This window comes from Levilactobacillus brevis (assembly GCA_021383565.1).
Lineage (GTDB): Bacteria > Bacillota > Bacilli > Lactobacillales > Lactobacillaceae > Levilactobacillus > Levilactobacillus brevis_B.
In genome coordinates, this window is the sequence record CP079699.1 from 1,305,919 (window position 1) to 1,323,955 (window position 18,037).

The 18,037-nt window shown below is 49.1% G+C and carries 15 protein-coding genes; 1 reads left to right on the top strand and 14 read right to left on the bottom strand.

Features of this window, described 5'->3' with window-relative positions:
• Position 1 precedes the first annotated feature (1 nt).
• The 12 genes from rpsC to rpsL form a co-directional block, all read right to left on the bottom strand.
• Positions 2 to 661 carry a 30S ribosomal protein S3 gene (gene rpsC / locus KB236_06145; GenBank protein UIF28148.1) on the bottom strand — a complete coding sequence of 220 codons (660 nt, stop codon included), beginning with the start codon at positions 659 to 661 and terminating at the stop codon, positions 2 to 4.
• 3 nt (positions 662 to 664) lie between these two features.
• Positions 665 to 1,021 carry a 50S ribosomal protein L22 gene (rplV, locus tag KB236_06150; protein UIF28149.1) on the bottom strand — a complete coding sequence of 119 codons (357 nt, stop codon included), beginning with the start codon at positions 1,019 to 1,021 and terminating at the stop codon, positions 665 to 667.
• 16 nt (positions 1,022 to 1,037) lie between these two features.
• On the bottom strand, positions 1,038 to 1,313 hold the full coding sequence (gene rpsS, locus KB236_06155) for a 30S ribosomal protein S19 (GenBank protein UIF28150.1): 276 nt from the start codon (positions 1,311 to 1,313) through the stop codon (positions 1,038 to 1,040).
• Between the two features lie 78 nt (positions 1,314 to 1,391).
• Positions 1,392 to 2,240: a 50S ribosomal protein L2 gene (gene rplB / locus KB236_06160; GenBank protein ID UIF28151.1), complete on the bottom strand. Its 849-nt coding sequence runs from the start codon at positions 2,238 to 2,240 to the stop codon at positions 1,392 to 1,394.
• 26 nt (positions 2,241 to 2,266) lie between these two features.
• Positions 2,267 to 2,554 carry a 50S ribosomal protein L23 gene (rplW, locus tag KB236_06165; GenBank protein ID UIF28152.1) on the bottom strand — a complete coding sequence of 96 codons (288 nt, stop codon included), beginning with the start codon at positions 2,552 to 2,554 and terminating at the stop codon, positions 2,267 to 2,269.
• Positions 2,554 to 3,177: a 50S ribosomal protein L4 gene (gene rplD, locus KB236_06170; GenBank protein ID UIF28153.1), complete on the bottom strand. Its 624-nt coding sequence runs from the start codon at positions 3,175 to 3,177 to the stop codon at positions 2,554 to 2,556. Before rplD ends, rplW begins: the two co-directional genes overlap by 1 nt.
• Before the next feature lie 21 nt (positions 3,178 to 3,198).
• The gene (gene rplC, locus KB236_06175; GenBank protein UIF28154.1) at positions 3,199 to 3,849 is read right to left on the bottom strand and encodes a 50S ribosomal protein L3; all 651 of its coding nucleotides are present in this window, start codon (positions 3,847 to 3,849) and stop codon (positions 3,199 to 3,201) included.
• A 38-nt stretch (positions 3,850 to 3,887) separates the two neighbouring features.
• Positions 3,888 to 4,196, bottom strand: coding sequence for a 30S ribosomal protein S10 (rpsJ, locus tag KB236_06180; protein UIF28155.1), 309 nt, complete (start codon positions 4,194 to 4,196; stop codon positions 3,888 to 3,890).
• A 378-nt stretch (positions 4,197 to 4,574) separates the two neighbouring features.
• On the bottom strand, positions 4,575 to 5,903 hold the full coding sequence (locus tag KB236_06185) for an MATE family efflux transporter (GenBank protein UIF28156.1): 1,329 nt from the start codon (positions 5,901 to 5,903) through the stop codon (positions 4,575 to 4,577).
• Positions 5,904 to 6,145: 242 nt separating this feature from the next.
• Positions 6,146 to 8,245, bottom strand: coding sequence for an elongation factor G (gene fusA / locus KB236_06190; protein ID UIF28157.1), 2,100 nt, complete (start codon positions 8,243 to 8,245; stop codon positions 6,146 to 6,148).
• A gap of 192 nt (positions 8,246 to 8,437) precedes the next feature.
• Positions 8,438 to 8,908, bottom strand: coding sequence for a 30S ribosomal protein S7 (gene rpsG / locus KB236_06195; protein UIF28158.1), 471 nt, complete (start codon positions 8,906 to 8,908; stop codon positions 8,438 to 8,440).
• A gap of 72 nt (positions 8,909 to 8,980) precedes the next feature.
• Positions 8,981 to 9,394 carry a 30S ribosomal protein S12 gene (rpsL, locus tag KB236_06200; GenBank protein UIF28159.1) on the bottom strand — a complete coding sequence of 138 codons (414 nt, stop codon included), beginning with the start codon at positions 9,392 to 9,394 and terminating at the stop codon, positions 8,981 to 8,983.
• Between the two features lie 272 nt (positions 9,395 to 9,666).
• On the opposite strand from rpsL, the gene KB236_06205 reads away from it, so the two are divergent.
• Positions 9,667 to 10,317: a prepilin peptidase gene (locus KB236_06205; GenBank protein ID UIF30308.1), complete on the top strand. Its 651-nt coding sequence runs from the start codon at positions 9,667 to 9,669 to the stop codon at positions 10,315 to 10,317.
• 237 nt (positions 10,318 to 10,554) lie between these two features.
• Here the strand turns inward: KB236_06205 and rpoC are convergent, their stop codons facing one another.
• Positions 10,555 to 14,202, bottom strand: a complete 3,648-nt coding sequence (rpoC, locus tag KB236_06210; protein UIF28160.1) for a DNA-directed RNA polymerase subunit beta' — start codon at positions 14,200 to 14,202, stop codon at positions 10,555 to 10,557.
• A 21-nt stretch (positions 14,203 to 14,223) separates the two neighbouring features.
• Positions 14,224 to 17,838, bottom strand: a complete 3,615-nt coding sequence (locus KB236_06215; GenBank protein ID UIF28161.1) for a DNA-directed RNA polymerase subunit beta — start codon at positions 17,836 to 17,838, stop codon at positions 14,224 to 14,226.
• Positions 17,839 to 18,037: the final 199 nt, after the last annotated feature.

The window sequence follows — 18,037 nt, forward strand, 5'->3', positions numbered from 1 at the left end:
GCTATTTCCCTCCTTGTCCGTTAGATTGTTTCTTTTCAGGCAGAATTTCGCCACGGTAGATCCAGGTCTTAACACCCAGAGAACCATAAGTGGTGTGAGCTTCTACCCAAGCGTAATCAATATCAGCACGTAACGTGTGCAGAGGAACCGTACCTTCAGCATAGCTTTCGACACGGGACATGTCAGCACCGTTCAAACGGCCTGATACTTGCGTCTTGATACCCTTGGCACCAGAACGCATGGTCCGTTGCATCGTTCCACGCATAGCGCGACGGAATGCAACCCGACCTTCCAATTGACGGGCGATGTTTTCGCCAACCAATTTGGCGTCCAGATCTGGCTTCTTGATTTCCACGATGTTGATGTGGACACGCTTGCCAGTTAAGTCGTTCAATTCCTTACGGAGATTTTCGACTTCTGAACCACCCTTACCAATAACCATTCCTGGCTTGGCAGTGTGAATTGAGATGTTGACGCGGTTTGCAGCCCGTTCAATCTCAACAGTTGATACAGATGCGTCAACGAGACGCTTTTCGATAAATTTACGGATTTGAAGGTCTTCCTTCAGGTAAGCAGCGAAATCCTTTTCAGCATACCACTTTGCTTCCCAGTCGCGAATGATACCGACCCGTAATCCAGTTGGATTTACTTTTTGACCCACGCGTTATCCCTCCTCTTTTTCAGATACAACAACCGTAATGTGACTCGTACGTTTGTTGATTGGTGAAGCAGAGCCTTTGGCACGAGGACGGAACCGCTTAAGGGTTGGTCCTTCGTTCACATAGGCTTCGCTAACAACTAAATCTTGACGATCTAAGTCAAAATTGTTTTCTGCGTTAGCAATTGCTGAGTTCAATACCTTTGCCACAACCGGTGATGCTCCACGCGGTGTGAACTTTAAAATAGCGATCGCTTCAGCGACGCTCTTGCCGCGGATAAGATCGATGACAAGGCGGACTTTGCGAGCAGCAATCCGAACCGTCTTAGCAGTCGCTTGCGCTGATGTAACTTGTTCAGCCATTAGTTAATCCTCCTTATCAACGAGTTGTTTTATCGTCGCCACCATGACCACGGAAAGTCCGGGTTGGTACGAATTCGCCAAGCTTGTGGCCTACCATATCTTCTTGAATGTAAACTGGGACATGCTTCCGTCCATCATATACAGCAATGGTAAAACCAATAAAGCTAGGGAAAATAGTAGACCGGCGGGACCAGGTCTTGATGACAGCTTTCTTGTCTTGATCCTTCTGCGCATCAATCTTCTTTAATAAGTGCGCATCGGCGAAAGGTCCTTTTTTCAAACTACGACCCATTATGAAACCTCCTCTACTTGTGGCGCATCGCTAAATGCGATGATCACCAGGTCTCTTGACATCCGGATAACCGGATTATTACATCTTGGAACCTTTACGACGACGTACGATGAACTTGTTGCTCTTGTTCTTCTTAGAACGCGTCTTCTTACCAACAGTCTTCTTACCCCATGGAGAAAGAGGAGATGGTAAACCAACAGGTGCCTTACCTTCACCACCACCATGTGGGTGATCGTTAGGGTTCATAACTGAACCACGAACGTGAGGACGTTGACCAGCCCAACGAGTCCGGCCGGCTTTACCAACGTTAACCAATTCATGTTCTTCGTTACCTACGGCACCGATCGTTGCACGGTTAACCTTCAGAACCATCCGAACTTCACCAGATGATAACCGAACTAACACGTACTTGTCATCGTTAGCTTTACCTAACGATTGTGCTGAAGTCCCAGCAGAACGTACCAATTGGCCACCCTTACCTGGCTTCAATTCGATGTTGTGAATAACAGTACCGAATGGAATGTTAGCTAATGGTAATGCGTTACCCGTCTTGATATCAGCTTCTGGACCAGATTGAACCTTGTCGCCAACCTTTAAGCCCTTAGGCGCAATAATGTAAGACTTAACACCGTCAGCGTAAACTAATAAGGCAATGTTAGCAGTCCGGTTAGGATCGTATTCGATCGCCTTAACCGTTGCTGGGACATCATCCTTGATACGCTTGAAGTCGATGATCCGGTATTGACGCTTGTTACCACCGCCACGATGACGGACAGTCATCTTACCAGCGTTGTTACGGCCGGCAGTGTGACTTTGTGAATCAAGCAATGACTTTTCAGGAGTCGTCTTAGTGATGACGTCTTTGTAAACCAAGCTCGTCATGTTACGACGACCATTGCTTGTTGGTTTGTATTTCTTAATCGCCACGTTATTTCCCTCCTATATCTGAGATTTTATTCTTCGTTGAATAACTTGATTTCTTTTGAGTCGGCAGATAAGCTGACAATGGCCTTACGACGCTTCTTAGTGTAGCCTTCGTAACGTCCTTGACGCTTCTTCTTACCCTTTAAGTTCATGATGTTGACCTTAACAACCTTAACGTCAAAGATGTCTTCAATGGCATGCTTGACTTGAGTCTTAGTTGCTCGTACATCAACGTCGAACGTGTAACGCTTGTCGTCCATAGTTGCCATTGAGGCTTCAGTAACAACTGGGCGTAAAATAATGTCACGTGCTTCCATTATGCGAGCACCTCCTCTACTTGAGAAAGAGCTGGTTGCGTGATCACTAACTTATCAGCATCAGCAATGTCGAGGACATTCAAGCTCTTGGCAGGAATAACCTTAACGTTGGCTAAGTTGCGGGCTGCTAAAGCAGCAGTAACGTTGTCATCTTCAAGGACAACCAACGTCTTAGTCGTGACATTCAAACCAGCAAGCACTGAAGCAAATTCTTTCGTCTTAGGTGCATCGAATGCTAAACCGTCAACAAGGACGAAGTTATCATCGAGAACCTTTTGAGAAAGAACGGACTTTAATGCTAAACGGCTAACCTTCTTAGGAAGGCGGTAACTGTAAGAGCGAGGGGTAGGGCCAAAGACCACACCACCACCAACCCATTGTGGTGAACGGATTGAACCTTGACGTGCCCGACCAGTACCCTTTTGACGCCATGGCTTCTTACCACCACCACGAACGGCACTCCGGTTCTTAACGGCGTGAGTTCCTTGGCGCATGGATGCCCGTTGCATCAGGATTGTGTCGAATACGACGCTTTCGTTAGGTTCAACACCGAAGATATCGGCGTTCAACGTAACGTCGCCGTTTTGGCTACCATCTTGTTTGTATAATGCTACGCTTGTCATTTAATTATCCTCCCTTCCTAATTAGTTTTCTGAATGCTTAGGACGTGGTGGGCGAACAGCACTCTTAACAGTAACGAGTGACTTGTTGGCACCAGGCACATTGCCCTTAATCAACAGAACGTTGTTATCCACGTCAGCCTTAACGATCACAAGGTTTTGGATAGTAACTTGCTTGTTACCCATCCGACCTGGAAGCTTCATGCCAGGGAATACCCGGTTGATGATAGCACCCAGAGAACCTGGACGACGGTGGTAACGAGAACCATGGGCCATAGGGCCACGGCTTTGACCATCTTTATGAATGTTACCTTGGTATCCATGACCTTTAGTGACACCAGTGACATCAACGATGTCTCCTGCTTGGAAGGTATCAACTTTAACTTCGTCTGCTACCTTGTAATCTCCCAGCTCAACATCTCTGAATTCACGAATGAAGCGCTTAGGAGTCGTGTTTGCTTTTGCTACATGACCTTGTTCGGGCTTGTTGCTGAGTACTTCACGCTTGTCTTGGTAACCAAGTTGAATGGCATCGTAACCGTCGTTTTCCATCGTCTTAACTTGCAACACTACGTTTGGGGTTGCTTCGACAACAGTAACGGGGATTAATTCGCCAGCATCAGTGAAGACTTGCGTCATCCCGACCTTTTTCCCTAAGATTCCTTTTGTGGTCATGAGTACACCTCCGATTATATTGTATTTATTTTGAAAAATTATAACTTGATTTCGATGTCCACACCACTAGGCAAGTCGAGCTTCATTAATGAGTCAACTGTCTTTGGCGTTGGGTTAACGATATCGATCAAACGCTTGTGCGTCCGCATTTCGAATTGTTCACGTGAGTCCTTAAACTTATGTGGTGAACGTAATACGGTGTAGATCGTCCGTTCAGTTGGTAATGGAATTGGACCAGAGATAGTGGCACCAGTTCTCTTAGCAGTTTCAACGATCTTGTCCGCTGATTGGTCGAGGATACGATGTTCGTATGCCTTCAACCGAATCCGAATTTTTTGTTTTGCCATTGTGTTCCCTCCTTCGTCTATTTTAAAAATAAGACTAACTCCGTGGAAATTCCCGCCACACCCTCATGGCAAAGCGGCCGGGTGTGTCGCAATCTCCCACATCATCGCTTAAACTTTTGAGCTTACCCCGGGGTGTTCGAAAACACCGTCAGAATTTTAGCACTTGACTATCATACTAAATAAAACGCCGGCTGGCAAGGGTTTTCGCACAATTAATCGAATTTTCTTGTGAAATCGCTGACCAATTTGATATCAGTCAACTCATCGTAAACGAAATTATCAAGGCGGTGGCCCACAATGGGGCTTTTAAACCGTCTCACCGACAACCGCACGACCGCCTTACGCGCTCAGAGGCTGAACCGACTTAGTTAACCCAAATTAATCCAGCTTCTTCCTATTAAATAGGATCTTCGCCAAGAGCCAACCCATCAAGCAGGTAATCACATCGGAAGCCGGCTGAGCCCAAATGACCCCATGATACCCTAGCACGTGCGCACCGAGTACAATCATCACGTAGAAGACCACGCCTTGCCGGGCAATCGACATGATAAAGGCCCCACTCGCCTTCCCCGTACTCTGGAAAACAGTTGTGTAGACCAGTACAGCACCAACAAACGGCGTCGTCACCAGGAAGACCCGGAGCATATATGTCCCGGCGGTAATCACAGCTTGATTATGTAGGAACAACCCAATAATCTGGGGGGCAAAGACCATCAAGACTATGGCCAAGATCAAGGCATACCCCACTTCCACCAGCAGATCAAAGTGCAGAATCTTCTTGAACCGTGCCATGTTCTTCGCACCAAAGGTATAGCCAATCAGCGGCTGCGCACCAAAGGCAAAACCGACCATCACCAACATGATAATCATGTAGACCTTCAGGACAATCCCCATGGCGGCCACACGGGTCGGCCCGTAGTCCACCAAATAGCGGTTCAACACAGCCGTCCCAAACGCCTGCATCAGGTTGGTAATCGACCCCGGAATCCCGATGAACAGGACCTGACGAATCAACTGACTGTCGATCCGACTGATCTTAGGGTCAATCGAGATGACCTGACAATAGCGTTTCGTCAGATAGACCAGCAGAATCGCCGAAATCGTGTAGCCAATCACGGTGGCTAACGCGGCCCCAGCGGCGCCCATGCCGAGTGGGAAGATTAACAGTGGGTCTAAGATGATGGTAATCACCGTTCCCACCATCGTCCCGACCATCGACTGGGTGGCAAAGCCTTCCGTTCTGATCAGGTTACCGGGCACAATCGACACGATGATTGGCATCGCGCCAATCGCCATGATGCGGTAGAACTGAGACGCGTAGGTGTAGGTTGCCGGCGTTGCGCCCAACAGGTGCAGAATCGGCCGGGTAAAAGCCAGCAGAAACACCGTGGTTACGAAGCCTAATCCAACTGCCCCGTACAGGCAAAAGCTACTGACACGGCTCCCCGTCGCGTAGGCCTTCTCTCCCAGCAAGCGGGAGATTAACGAACTCCCCCCTAAGCCGAAGATGTCGCCAATCGCAATCAGGAAGGAAAACAACGGCGTACACAGCGCCACCCCGGCGACCAGGTTGGTGGTCTGCGTTTGCGAAACGAAAAATGTATCGGCCAGATTGTAAATCATGCTGGCCACCATACTTAACACAACGGGTAGCGCCAGCTTGAAATACGCTCGCGGAATCGGTGCCCGTTCAAACAGTTCCTCCATAACTCACTCTCCAATACCAATGTAGACGCACGAGGATTATTATAACGCAAAGCACCACACGCTGTCAGGTACGGATTGCTTGGTTACTATCGTCTCGGCTAGAACTCCACCTCTGCTTGGCCCATGTTGAGCGGGCGTCAGCCGCAATGAACACCAGCTAATCACCCCTTTTCCCCGCTCAACCCACAAAAAAACGCCCCACCATAAAGGTAGGACGTTTCATTTCAGAGAATCACGCGACCCTAGTCTTCGACTGGAGTACCGCCATTCTTCTTGATAATATCAGCTTGAACACTCTTAGGCGTTGGTTCGTAGTGGTCAAACGTCATGGTAAAGGTACCACGACCTTGAGAAGCAGAACGTAACGTCGTCGCGTAACCGAACATTTCGGCTAACGGAACGAAGGAGTGAATCATTTGTGCGTTCCCACGAGCTTCCATACCATCAACCTTACCACGACGTGCGGTAACTTGGCCCATGATATCACCCATGTATTCTTCTGGTACCAGGATATCAACCTTCATGATTGGTTCCAGGATAACGGGACCAGCAGACTTAACGGCATTCCGTAAAGCCAAGGAAGCGGCAACCTTGAAGGCTGCTTCACTAGAATCGACTTCATGGTAACTACCATCGTATAACTTGGCCTTAACATCAACCAGTGGGTAACCGGCTAAGACACCGTTTGCCATGGCTTCTTGCAGACCTTGGTCAACTGAAGGGATAAATTCACGAGGAACAACCCCACCAACGATAGCGTCTTCGAATTCGTAACCCTTACCACGTTCGTTAGGGGTGAATTCGATCCAAACGTCACCATATTGACCTTTACCACCGGATTGACGAACGAACTTACCTTGGACCTTAGTTGACTTCGTGAAGGCTTCACGGTAGGCAACTTGAGGTGCACCAATGTTCGCTTCAACCTTGAATTCACGCTTCATCCGGTCGATGATGATATCCAAGTGAAGTTCACCCATTCCGGCGATCAGCGTTTCACCAGTTTCAGGGTTAGTTTCAGCCTTGAAAGTAGGATCTTCTTCAGAAAGCTTTTGCAGAGCGTTGTTCATCTTGTCTTGGTCAGCCTTCGTCTTAGGTTCAACGGCAACCTGGATCACAGGATCAGGGAAGTTCATTGATTCCAAGTGTAATGGGTGATCAGGGTCAGTCAAAGAGTCACCAGTCGTGGTGTTCTTCAAACCAATGGCCCCGGCAATATCACCGGAGAAGACTTCTGGAATTTCTTGACGGTGGTTTGAGTGCATTTGCAGCAAACGACCAACACGTTCACGCTTGTCCTTCGTGGAGTTCAGCACGTAAGAACCAGCTTCCAGAGTACCGGAGTAAACCCGGATGTAAGTCAAACGACCAACGAATGGATCGGTGGCAACCTTGAAAGCCAAGGCAGCGAAAGGATCGTCATCGTTCGCACGTAACGTAACGGCTTCATCAGTATCAGGAACCGTGGCGTTGTATGGCTTAACGTCCAATGGTGATGGCAAGTAGTCGATAACGGCATCCATCAACATCTGAACACCCTTATCCTTGAAGGCAGAACCAGCAAAGACAGGGAACATGTCCAAACGTAACGTTGCCCGACGGATAGCAGCCTTCAATTCCTCTTTGGTGATTTCTTCACCTTCGAGGTACTTTTCCATGATTTCATCGTCAACGTCAGCAACGCTTTCGATGATACCTTCATGGCGCTTTTGGGCTTCTTCCTTCATGTCATCAGGAATTTCAACCGTATCCCATGAAGAACCTAACTTATCCTTGTCGTAAACGTAGGCCTTCATTTCGATTAAGTCAACAACACCGGCGAAGTCATCTTCGGCACCGATAGCCATTTGCAAAGCAACGGCATTGGCTTGCAGACGTTCGTGGAGGGAGTTCACTGAGAAGTCGAAGTCGGCACCCAGCTTATCCATCTTGTTAACGAAAACGATACGGGGAACATCGAAGTCAGAAGCTTGACGCCAAACCGTTTCGGTCTGAGGTTCAACCCCGGCTTGACCATCTAAGACAGCGATGGCACCATCAAGGACCCGCAAGGAACGTTCAACTTCAACAGTGAAGTCCACGTGTCCTGGAGTATCGATGATGTTGATCCGGTGTTCTTTCCATTCCGCAGTCGTCGCAGCGGAAGTAATCGTAATACCCCGTTCTTGTTCTTGTTCCATCCAGTCCATTTGTGAAGCCCCATCATGGGTTTCACCAATCTTGTGGATCTTACCAGTATAATACAGGATACGCTCAGTAGTCGTCGTTTTACCGGCATCAATATGAGCCATGATACCAATGTTACGCGTCTTCTCAAGCGGAAATTCACGAGTATTAGCCATGATTAATGTGTAACTCCTCTCAATTTGATCATAGGTTGTGATTGTGCCAAAAGGTGGCTACTATCATCACACTGATTAAGTAGCCACCTCTCGATTAAAGGAATAATCCCTTAAGCCAGAGACGAAAGTGTTAAAAACACTCCGCTCCAACATTTTATCACACTGTTGGCAATGCAGTGCGATAGCTGCTTTTTACCAACGGTAGTGTGCGAAGGCACGGTTAGCATCAGCCATCTGGTGCGTATCTTCACGCTTCTTAACAGCTGCACCCGTGTTGTTGGCAGCATCCATGATTTCACGTGCAAGACGTTCAACCATCGTGTGTTCGCCACGAAGACGGGAGTACTGAACCATCCACCGAAGACCTAAAGTGGTCCGGCGATCTGGACGTACTTCGATTGGAACTTGGTAGTTTGACCCACCAACACGCCGAGCCTTAACTTCCAAGACTGGCATAACGTTCTTCATTGCTTCTTCGAAAACTTCAACTGGATCGTTACCAGTTTCGTTCTTGATGATGTCGAAGGCACCATAAATAATTTTAGTAGAAGTCCCGCGTTTCCCATCCATCATCGTGTGGTTAATCAAACGAGTAACCAACTTTGAGTTGTAAATTGGATCAGGAAGGACTTCACGCTTTTGTACGTTTCCTTTTCTAGGCATTGTTAATATCCTCCTCGAATGTTGTTTCAGACTGCTTGACGGCAACCGTGCAAGTCAGTCTTATAGTACGTCTTAGCCCTTAGGCTTCTTAGTCCCATACTTGGAACGACCTTGACGACGGTCAGTCACACCGGCAGTATCGAGCGCACCACGGATGATGTGGTAACGAACCCCAGGTAAATCCTTTACCCGGCCACCACGGATTAAGACAACACTATGTTCTTGAAGGTTATGACCGATACCAGGAATGTAAGCAGTCACTTCAATTAAGTTGGACAACCGCACACGTGCATATTTCCGTAAAGCTGAGTTAGGCTTCTTTGGTGTCATGGTACCGACACGCGTAGCAACCCCACGCTTTTGTGGAGCTGGATTCTTAACTTGAGCTTTTTTGAAACTGTTATACCCGTAGTTTAAAGCTGGGGCATCTGATTTAGAACTTTTAGATTTACGACCTTTACGCACCAATTGGTTGATAGTAGGCATCTAAATAGTCCTCCTTTCTTATTCTTGAGTTTAGTCCACACATCCAGGTGGTTCATTTTTCGTTAAAGAAAAAAACCACTCAGACGCGGGTTCAATTGAAGTGTCCCTCCCGCCGTCAGTCAGCATGTCTGGTAGTGAATACCCGAGACCTGTCTGCGAAAAGCACCTTTAATAGAATACCACGCCTGAAAACCCATGTCAATAAAGGTTTTCGGTATTTGTTCCAAACATTTCACCTATTTTTACGGAGTTAAGCATTAGAGGTGATAGTTATGTTACTCCCAATTCTCTTTATTTACGGGGCCTGCTGCGGCTCTTTACTGGTCGCGCTGGCCAGCCGCTATGCCCGGGGGACGTCCTACTTCTTTCCACGGTCGCACTGCGACACCTGTCAGACCCCCTTGGCCTACTGGCAGCTGGTTCCGGTGGCCAGTTACCTATTGGTGCGGGGAAAATGTCAGACTTGCGCGGCCATCATTCCGCCGATCACCTTTCTTCTGGAGGTCGGTGCTGGGCTAATCGCCACGACGGTCGCCACTCCCTTCAGTCTCCGGGTTGTCCTGTGGCTAGGGCTCTGGACCTTCGCCGCGCTGTGCGATGCGCAGTGCCAGACGTTCCCCGGCTGGGTGAGTTGGCTGGCCATGGGACTGGTGCTGATGACCCACCCACTTTCCGTCTGGCTAGTGGGTGGTAGCCTCTTTGCCCTCATCCGGTGGCTGTGGCCGCGCTGGTCGCAGCCGACGATTGGCGATGGCGACTTGGATATGTTTCTCAGCTATACCCTACTGTGGGGACTCAATGCCACCGCCCACTGGCTATTACTCGCCTGCGGACTGGCGTTGAGTCGGGCACGGTGCGGCGAACGGCTAGCTTTTCTTCCCTATCTTGTGGTGAGCGCCGTGGCCTGGTGGCTGATCCGATGACGGACGATGACTTGCCATTTGGAGCGGCTGAGATTACTTATTTTGAAAAATACTTCGTATATTCTGAAATCTGGGACACCTCCCTAAAATTTAGATAGTCGAAACGTGCGCTAAGAGGTAGCCGATTCCGTTTAAGGCTCACCGACTAACCGCCTTTTGGTCCACTCTTTCTTTTTGTCGTAAACAAAAAGGACCCACCATCTCTGATGAGTCCCCGACTAACGGACTTAGCGTGAACTAAGCTTGAGAGTCTTCTTGCATTTGCTTTTCCAAATCGCTGATGGAGTAGACGCCTTCGGTTGACGAACCGCCAACTTCCTTGGGCTTGATCTGACGGTAATCTGGCATCCCAGTCCCGGCAGGAATAATCTTCCCAATAATAACGTTTTCCTTCAAACCAACTAATGGGTCGTTCTTGCCCCGAATAGCGGCATCGGTCAAGACCCGAGTCGTTTCCTGGAAGGAAGCGGCTGACAAGAAACTGTTGGTTTCCAGGGCAGCCTTGGTAATCCCCAAGATAACTGGACGGGCAGTGGCCGCGATCCCACCAGAGATTAATGTCTGGTAGTTGGCGCGACGGAAGTCTTGGATATCCATCAAGGTACCAGGCAGAACATCGGTATCGCCCGGATCCATGATCCGAACCTTCCGTAACATCTGGCGAACCATGATTTCAACGTGCTTATCACTGATAGCCACACCTTGCATCCGGTAAACCCGTTGCACTTCACCCAAGATGTAGGTTTCAGTTGACAAGACATCGCGAACCCGCAGCAATTCCTTCGGATCGACAGACCCATAGTTCAAAGCACCACCACGGTGAATGAAGTCCCCTTCGCTGACCCGCATGCGGGCAGTGATTGGTAATTCATAACTCCGAGTATCGGCTTCACCCTTAATGGTGACCGTCTTCGTCCGGTTAGCTGGGTCTTCTTCGATGGATTCAACCGTCCCAGTAACTTCCGTAATCTCAGCTTTACCTTTAGGGTTCCGGGATTCAAACAATTCTTGAACACGAGGAAGCCCTTGAGTAATATCTTCGTTACCAGCCACACCACCGGTATGGAAGTTCCGCATGGTCAGCTGCGTACCTGGTTCACCGATAGATTGCGCGGCAACAGTACCAACAGCTTCACCAACTTCAACTTCGTCACCAGTAGCCATGTTCCGGCCATAACAATGTTCACAAACACCATGTTCAGTGTTGCAAGTAAAGGCGGAACGGATGGTAACTTCTTCAACACCAGCATCCACAATCTTCTGTGCGGTGTCTTCAACGATCATTTGGTTCTTAGGAACGATAACGTCCCCAGTCTTTGGATCGTAGACGGTCTTTTGGGTGTAACGCCCTAAGATCCGGTCGTACAATGGTTCGATCATTTCGTTGCCATCAGTGATAGCGCGAATCTTCAAACCACGGTCGGTACCACAATCCTTTTCCCGAATGATAACGTCTTGCGCAACATCGACCAACCGCCGAGTCAGGTAACCTGAGTTGGCAGTCTTGAGGGCCGTATCGGTCATCCCTTTACGAGCACCGTGGGTCGAAATGAACATTTCCATCACTGACAGGCCTTCACGGAAGTTAGACGTGATTGGCAGCTCCATGATGTCCCCACTAGGAGCGGCCATCAAGCCCCGCATACCGGCAAGCTGCGTAAAGTTAGAAATGTTACCACGCGCACCAGAATCACTCATCATAAAGATAGGGTTCTGCTGGTCGAAACTGTGAATCAAGGCGTTTTGAATTTCGTCCTTGGCATCGTTCCAGATTCCAATGACCCGTTCGTAACGTTCGTGGTCGGTAATCAACCCACGACGGAATTGCTTCGTTACCGTTGACACCTGTTTGTGGGCAGCATCGATAATCTCTGGCTTTTCCTTCAGGTCGGTAACATCGACCATCCCAACCGTTAACCCAGACTTAGTGGATTCGTCGTAACCCAAATCCTTAATCCGGTCCAACAACTTGGAGGTTTCAGTCACCTTGTATTGTTGGTAAACGGCCGCGATAATGTCGGACAAGAAGCCCTTCTTAAATGGTCCAATTAATTCAGCATTTTGCAGGTAATCGTGAATGTCTTCGCCCGGTGCCAAGAAGTACTTGTCAGGGACAGAGCCGTTCAGGTTCGTGCTGGTTGGTTCGTTCAAGTATGGGAACGACTTTGGCAGGATGTTGTTAAAGATCAACTTCCCAACGGTCGTGACCATGACCTTACCGCGTTGTTCGTCGGTAAATGGCTTGTCAGGCATTGAGGCGACTTGCACCCCAACCCGACTGTGCCAGTGAACTAAACCGTTCCGGTAAGCCAAAACAGCTTCGTTGAGGTCGGTAAAGATCATACCTTCCCCTTCACGGTTATCTTCTTCCATGGTCAGGTAGTAGTTCCCGATAACCATATCTTGAGAAGGCGCAACGACTGGCTTACCACTGGCAGGGGCCAGAATATGGTGAGCAGCCAGCATCAGCAGACGGGCTTCAGCCTGGGCTTCGTCAGATAATGGCACGTGGATGGCCATTTGGTCCCCATCGAAATCGGCGTTGTAAGCTTCACAAGCCAATGGGTGAAGACGCATCGCTTTACCACTAACCAAGACGGGTTCGAACGCTTGAATCCCTAAACGGTGAAGCGTAGGGGCCCGGTTCAACAGAACTGGGTGTTCCTTGATAACATCTTCAAGCACGTTGAAGACATCGTCATCTTCCCGGTCAATTTGGCGCTTGGCATTCTTAATGTTAGAAGCTAAGCCCCGGGCAACCAATTCCTTCATGATGAATGGCCGGAATAATTCCAAAGCCATCGGAACTGGCAGACCCATTTGGTTGAACTTGAGGGAAGGACCAACATCGATAACGGAACGACCAGAGTAGTCAACCCGCTTCCCTAACAAGTTCTGACGGAACCGCCCTTGCTTCCCTTTCAACATGTGTGAAAGAGACTTCAATGGACGGTTACCTGGACCAGCAACTGGACGGCCACGACGACCGTTATCGATCAAGGCGTCAACGGCTTCTTGTAGCATCCGCTTTTCGTTTTGAACGATGATCCCAGGTGCATTTAAGTCCAACAAACGCTTCAACCGGCTGTTCCGGTTGATCACCCGCCGGTACAAGTCGTTCAAGTCAGACGTTGCGAAACGTCCACCTTCGAGTTGTACCATTGGCCGCAAGTCAGGCGGAATAACCGGAATCGCATCCATGACCATCCACTCCGGACGGTTACCCGATGTGACGAAGGCTTCCAAGATGTCCAAACGACGAACGGCACGCGTCCGCTTCTGGCCAGTGGCTTCCTTCAATTCTTCCTTTAATTCCTTAACTTCTTTATCTAGGTCTACGGCCATCAACAACTTCTTGATGGCTTCGGCACCCATTTCAGCCTTAAAGGCCTTGCTCCCGTATTCTACGAGCTTGTCCCGGTAGTCCCGTTCGGAAAGGAGTTGTTTCTTTTCCAATGGGGTGTTACCTGGATCTAAAACCACGTAGGATGCGAAGTAGATGATTTCTTCAAGTGCCCGAGGGCTCATGTCGAGGACCAAGCCCATCCGACTTGGGATCCCCTTGAAGTACCAGATGTGGGTAACAGGTGCAGCCAATTCGATATGGCCCATCCGTTCACGACGTACCTTAGAACGGGTAACTTCGACACCACAACGGTCACAAACGACACCCTTGTAACGGATCCGCTTGTACTTACCACAGGCACATTCCCAGTCCTTCGTAGGACCGAAAATCCGCTCGTCGAATAGCCCGTCTTTTTCAGGCTTTAACGTCCGGTAGTTGATGGTTTCAGGCTTCTTAACTTCCCCGTAAGACCAGCTACGGATCTTATCAGGTGAAGCCAGCCCGATCTGCATGCTTTCGAACTTATTGACATCGACCAAAGAAGCGACCTCCCTTATTAATTAGTCTTGTGTGTTCGGTTGACTTTCATTTTTCGTAGTTTCTGGTGTGGTCTTGGCACTGTCGGCCTGAGCTTGCGCCTTGCGCTGCTCTTCTTGCTGTTGGGCGTACTTGCTCAACGCATCAACGTTCACAACATCATCGTCATCGTCGTCCATATCGCGGAGTTCGATTTCTTCGTTGTTCCCGTTTAAGACCTTCATGTCCAGCCCTAAGGATTGGAGTTCCTTGACCAGAACACGGAATGATTCAGGGACACCCGGCTTTGGAATCGGATCGCCCTTAACGATGGCTTCGTAGGTCTTAACCCGACCAACCACGTCATCGGACTTGTACGTCAAGATTTCTTGTAACGTATAAGCGGCACCGTAAGCTTCCAAGGCCCAAACTTCCATTTCACCAAACCGCTGGCCACCAAATTGTGCTTTCCCACCAAGGGGTTGTTGGGTAACCAATGAGTAAGGTCCAATGGAACGGGCGTGCATCTTGTCGTCGACCATGTGGGCCAACTTCAGGTAGTTCATGACACCAACGGCAACCCGCTTATCGAATGGTTCACCGGTCCGGCCATCGTATAAGACGGTCTTGGCATCCTTCGCCATCCCCGCTTCCTTCAAGGCATCCGCGATATCAGTATCCCGGGCACCATCGAAGACAGGCGTTGCGACGTGAATCCCTAACTTCCGAGCAGCCATCCCTAAATGCAATTCGAGCACTTGCCCGATGTTCATCCGGGAAGGCACACCCATGGGACTCAGCATGATGTCGATTGGCGTACCATCTGGCATGTATGGCATGTCTTCTTGTGGGATAACAACGGAAACCGTCCCCTTGTTCCCATGACGACCAGACATCTTGTCACCAACTTGGATCTTCCGCTTTTGGGCGATGTAGACCCGAACCATCATGTTGACACCAGGTGATAATTCATCCCCATTTTCACGGGTAAAGATCTTAACGTCCTGGATAATCCCGCCACCACCATGCGGTACCTTCAATGAAGTATCCCGAACTTCACGGGCCTTTTCACCAAAGATGGCATGGAGCAAACGTTCTTCGGCTGATAATTCCGTAACTCCCTTAGGCGTTACCTTACCAACCAAGATGTCACCGTCTTGAACTTCGGCACCAATCCGGATAATACCGTCTTCGTCCAAGTTCTTCAGGGCATCTTCCCCGACGTTAGGAATTTCACGGGTCATTTCTTCAGGTCCCAGCTTCGTATCACGTGCTTCTGATTCGTATTCTTCAATATGAATCGACGTGTAAACGTCATCGCGAACCAACCGCTCGTTGATCCCGATGGCATCTTCGAAGTTGTACCCTTGCCAAGTCATGAAGGCCACTAATGGGTTTTGCCCTAAAGCGAGTTCCCCATTTTCCATGGAAGGACCATCAGCCAAGATTTCATCGTCATCGACGTGATCGCCGACCTTAACGATTGGCCGTTGGTTGTAGTTCTTACCACCGTTTGACCGGCGGAACTTCATCAGCTTGTATGTGTCTAACGCATCATCGTCACGCCGTACCCGGATTTCACGAGCATCAACGTATTCAACGGTCCCGGCGTGTTGGCTAATTAAAGCAACCCCGGAGTCATGCGCAGCCTTGTATTCGATACCCGTCCCAACTAATGGGGCGTGAGGGTCCAGCAATGGCACAGCTTGCCGTTGCATGTTGGCCCCCATCAGGGCACGGTTAGAGTCATCGTTTTCCAAGAAAGGAATACATGCCGTGGCCACGGCAACAACTTGCTTAGGCGAAACGTCCATGTAGTCAATCTTGTCAGCCGTGGTTTCGATGTTGTTATCTTCATCACGGGCCATGATGGTATCCGTGGCGAAGGAACCGTCATCGTTCAACGGCGTGTTAGCTTGGGCAACGACGTAGTTATCTTCTTCGTCGGCAGTCAGGTAATCGATCTTGTCGGTAACCATGTGCGTGTCCCAAGAAACACGACGGTATGGTGTTTCGATGAACCCATACTTGTTAACCCGGGCGTAACTGGACAGACTGTTAATCAGTCCGATGTTAGGACCTTCAGGCGTTTCAATTGGGCACATCCGACCGTAGTGGGTGTAGTGCACGTCCCGGACTTCATAACCGGCACGGTCACGCGTCAACCCACCAGGTCCCAGGGCAGACAACCGACGCTTATGGGTTAATTCACCCAAGGGGTTAGTCTGGTCCATGAATTGTGACAGTTGAGAAGAACCGAAGAATTCCTTAATGGAAGCAACCACTGGCCGAATGTTGATCAATTGTTGTGGCGTAACCGTAGCGGCGTCTTGAATCGACATCCGTTCACGAACCACCCGTTCCATCCGGGATAACCCGATCCGGAATTGGTTTTGCAACAATTCACCCACGGAACGAATCCGCCGGTTACCCAAGTGGTCAATATCATCGGTACTGCCAATCCCGATTTGCAGATCGAAGAAGTAGTTCATGGAAGCGATGATGTCGGCTGGGCGAATGTGCTTCAGCTTGATATCAATGTTGCCATTCCCAATAACGGGAACTTCTTGTTCTGGGTCTTCTGGGGATTGGACCTTGATGATTTGTAACTTCAGGGGTTCCGTTACAACGGCTTCGTCTGAAGGTTGGAACGTCACCATCTTGAAGTCGTCTTGGTCCAGGTATGGAGCCAAGGTCTTCATAACATCCTTGTCAACAACCGTTCCCTTTTGCGCGATAACTTCACCAGTATCTGGGTCAGCTAACGTTTCAGCTAAGGTTAAGCCGAGCAAACGGGTCTTCAGGCTGAGCTTCTTGTTGGTCTTGTAACGCCCAACAGGTGCCATGTCGTAACGCTTAGGATCAAAAAACCGCGCCGTTAACAGGCTCCGTGAAGAGTCGGCCGTCTTAGGTTCACCTGGACGTAGACGTTCGTAGATGTCCTTTAAGGACTCTTCGACACGTGAATCGTCGGTGTTCTTGTGGATATCCTTTTCCAACGTGTTGGATAGGCTTTCGTTGTCGCCCAAGATATCCAAGATTTCATCGTCGGAACCGAAACCTAATGCCCGAACCAATTCAGTCATTGGAATCTTCCGCGTCCGGTCAATCCGCACGTAGGAGATGTTCTTAGCATCCGTTTCAAATTCGAGCCAAGCTCCCCGGTTAGGGATGACCGTGGCACCGAAGACGGTCCGACCGTTCTTATCCGTATCTTCATTGAAGTAAACGCCTGGTGACCGGACTAATTGAGAAACAATAACCCGTTCTGCCCCGTTAATGATAAAGGTCCCTTGGGCCGTCATTAATGGGAAGTCACCGAAGAAGACGTCTTGCGATTTGATTTCGCCCGTTTCATGGTTGGTTAAGCGTAAGGTCACGTGCAGTGGTGCTGAGAAATTGGCATCGTGCTCCCGTGCTTCATCGACCGTATATTTGGGTTCCAGTAATTGATAATCAACAAACTCTAACGAAAGGTTCCCTTGAAAATCTTCGATTGGCATGATGTCGTCGAACATATCCCGTAAACCTTCATCGAGGAACCAGTTGTAGGAATTGGTCTGAATCTCGATTAAGTTAGGGAGATCAAGGACTTCCTTGATCCGCGAATAGCTACGGCGAGTACGGTGTTTCCCGTATTTCACTAAGTGTCCTGCCAAGTTGTTCACCTCTCCTATTTATTCTGTGGACTGGTCAAAAACCAAATATTACATTTTGATTACATTTGCATAATCAGCCGGTTTTTTGGCAAAAAAAATCCAAAAACAAACCCGCAGTTTGCTTTTGGCTTCTTATAATGGACGCTACCGGACAATAGATCGGTGCGCTCAATTTCAGTTCACAGTTGCATACAAATGA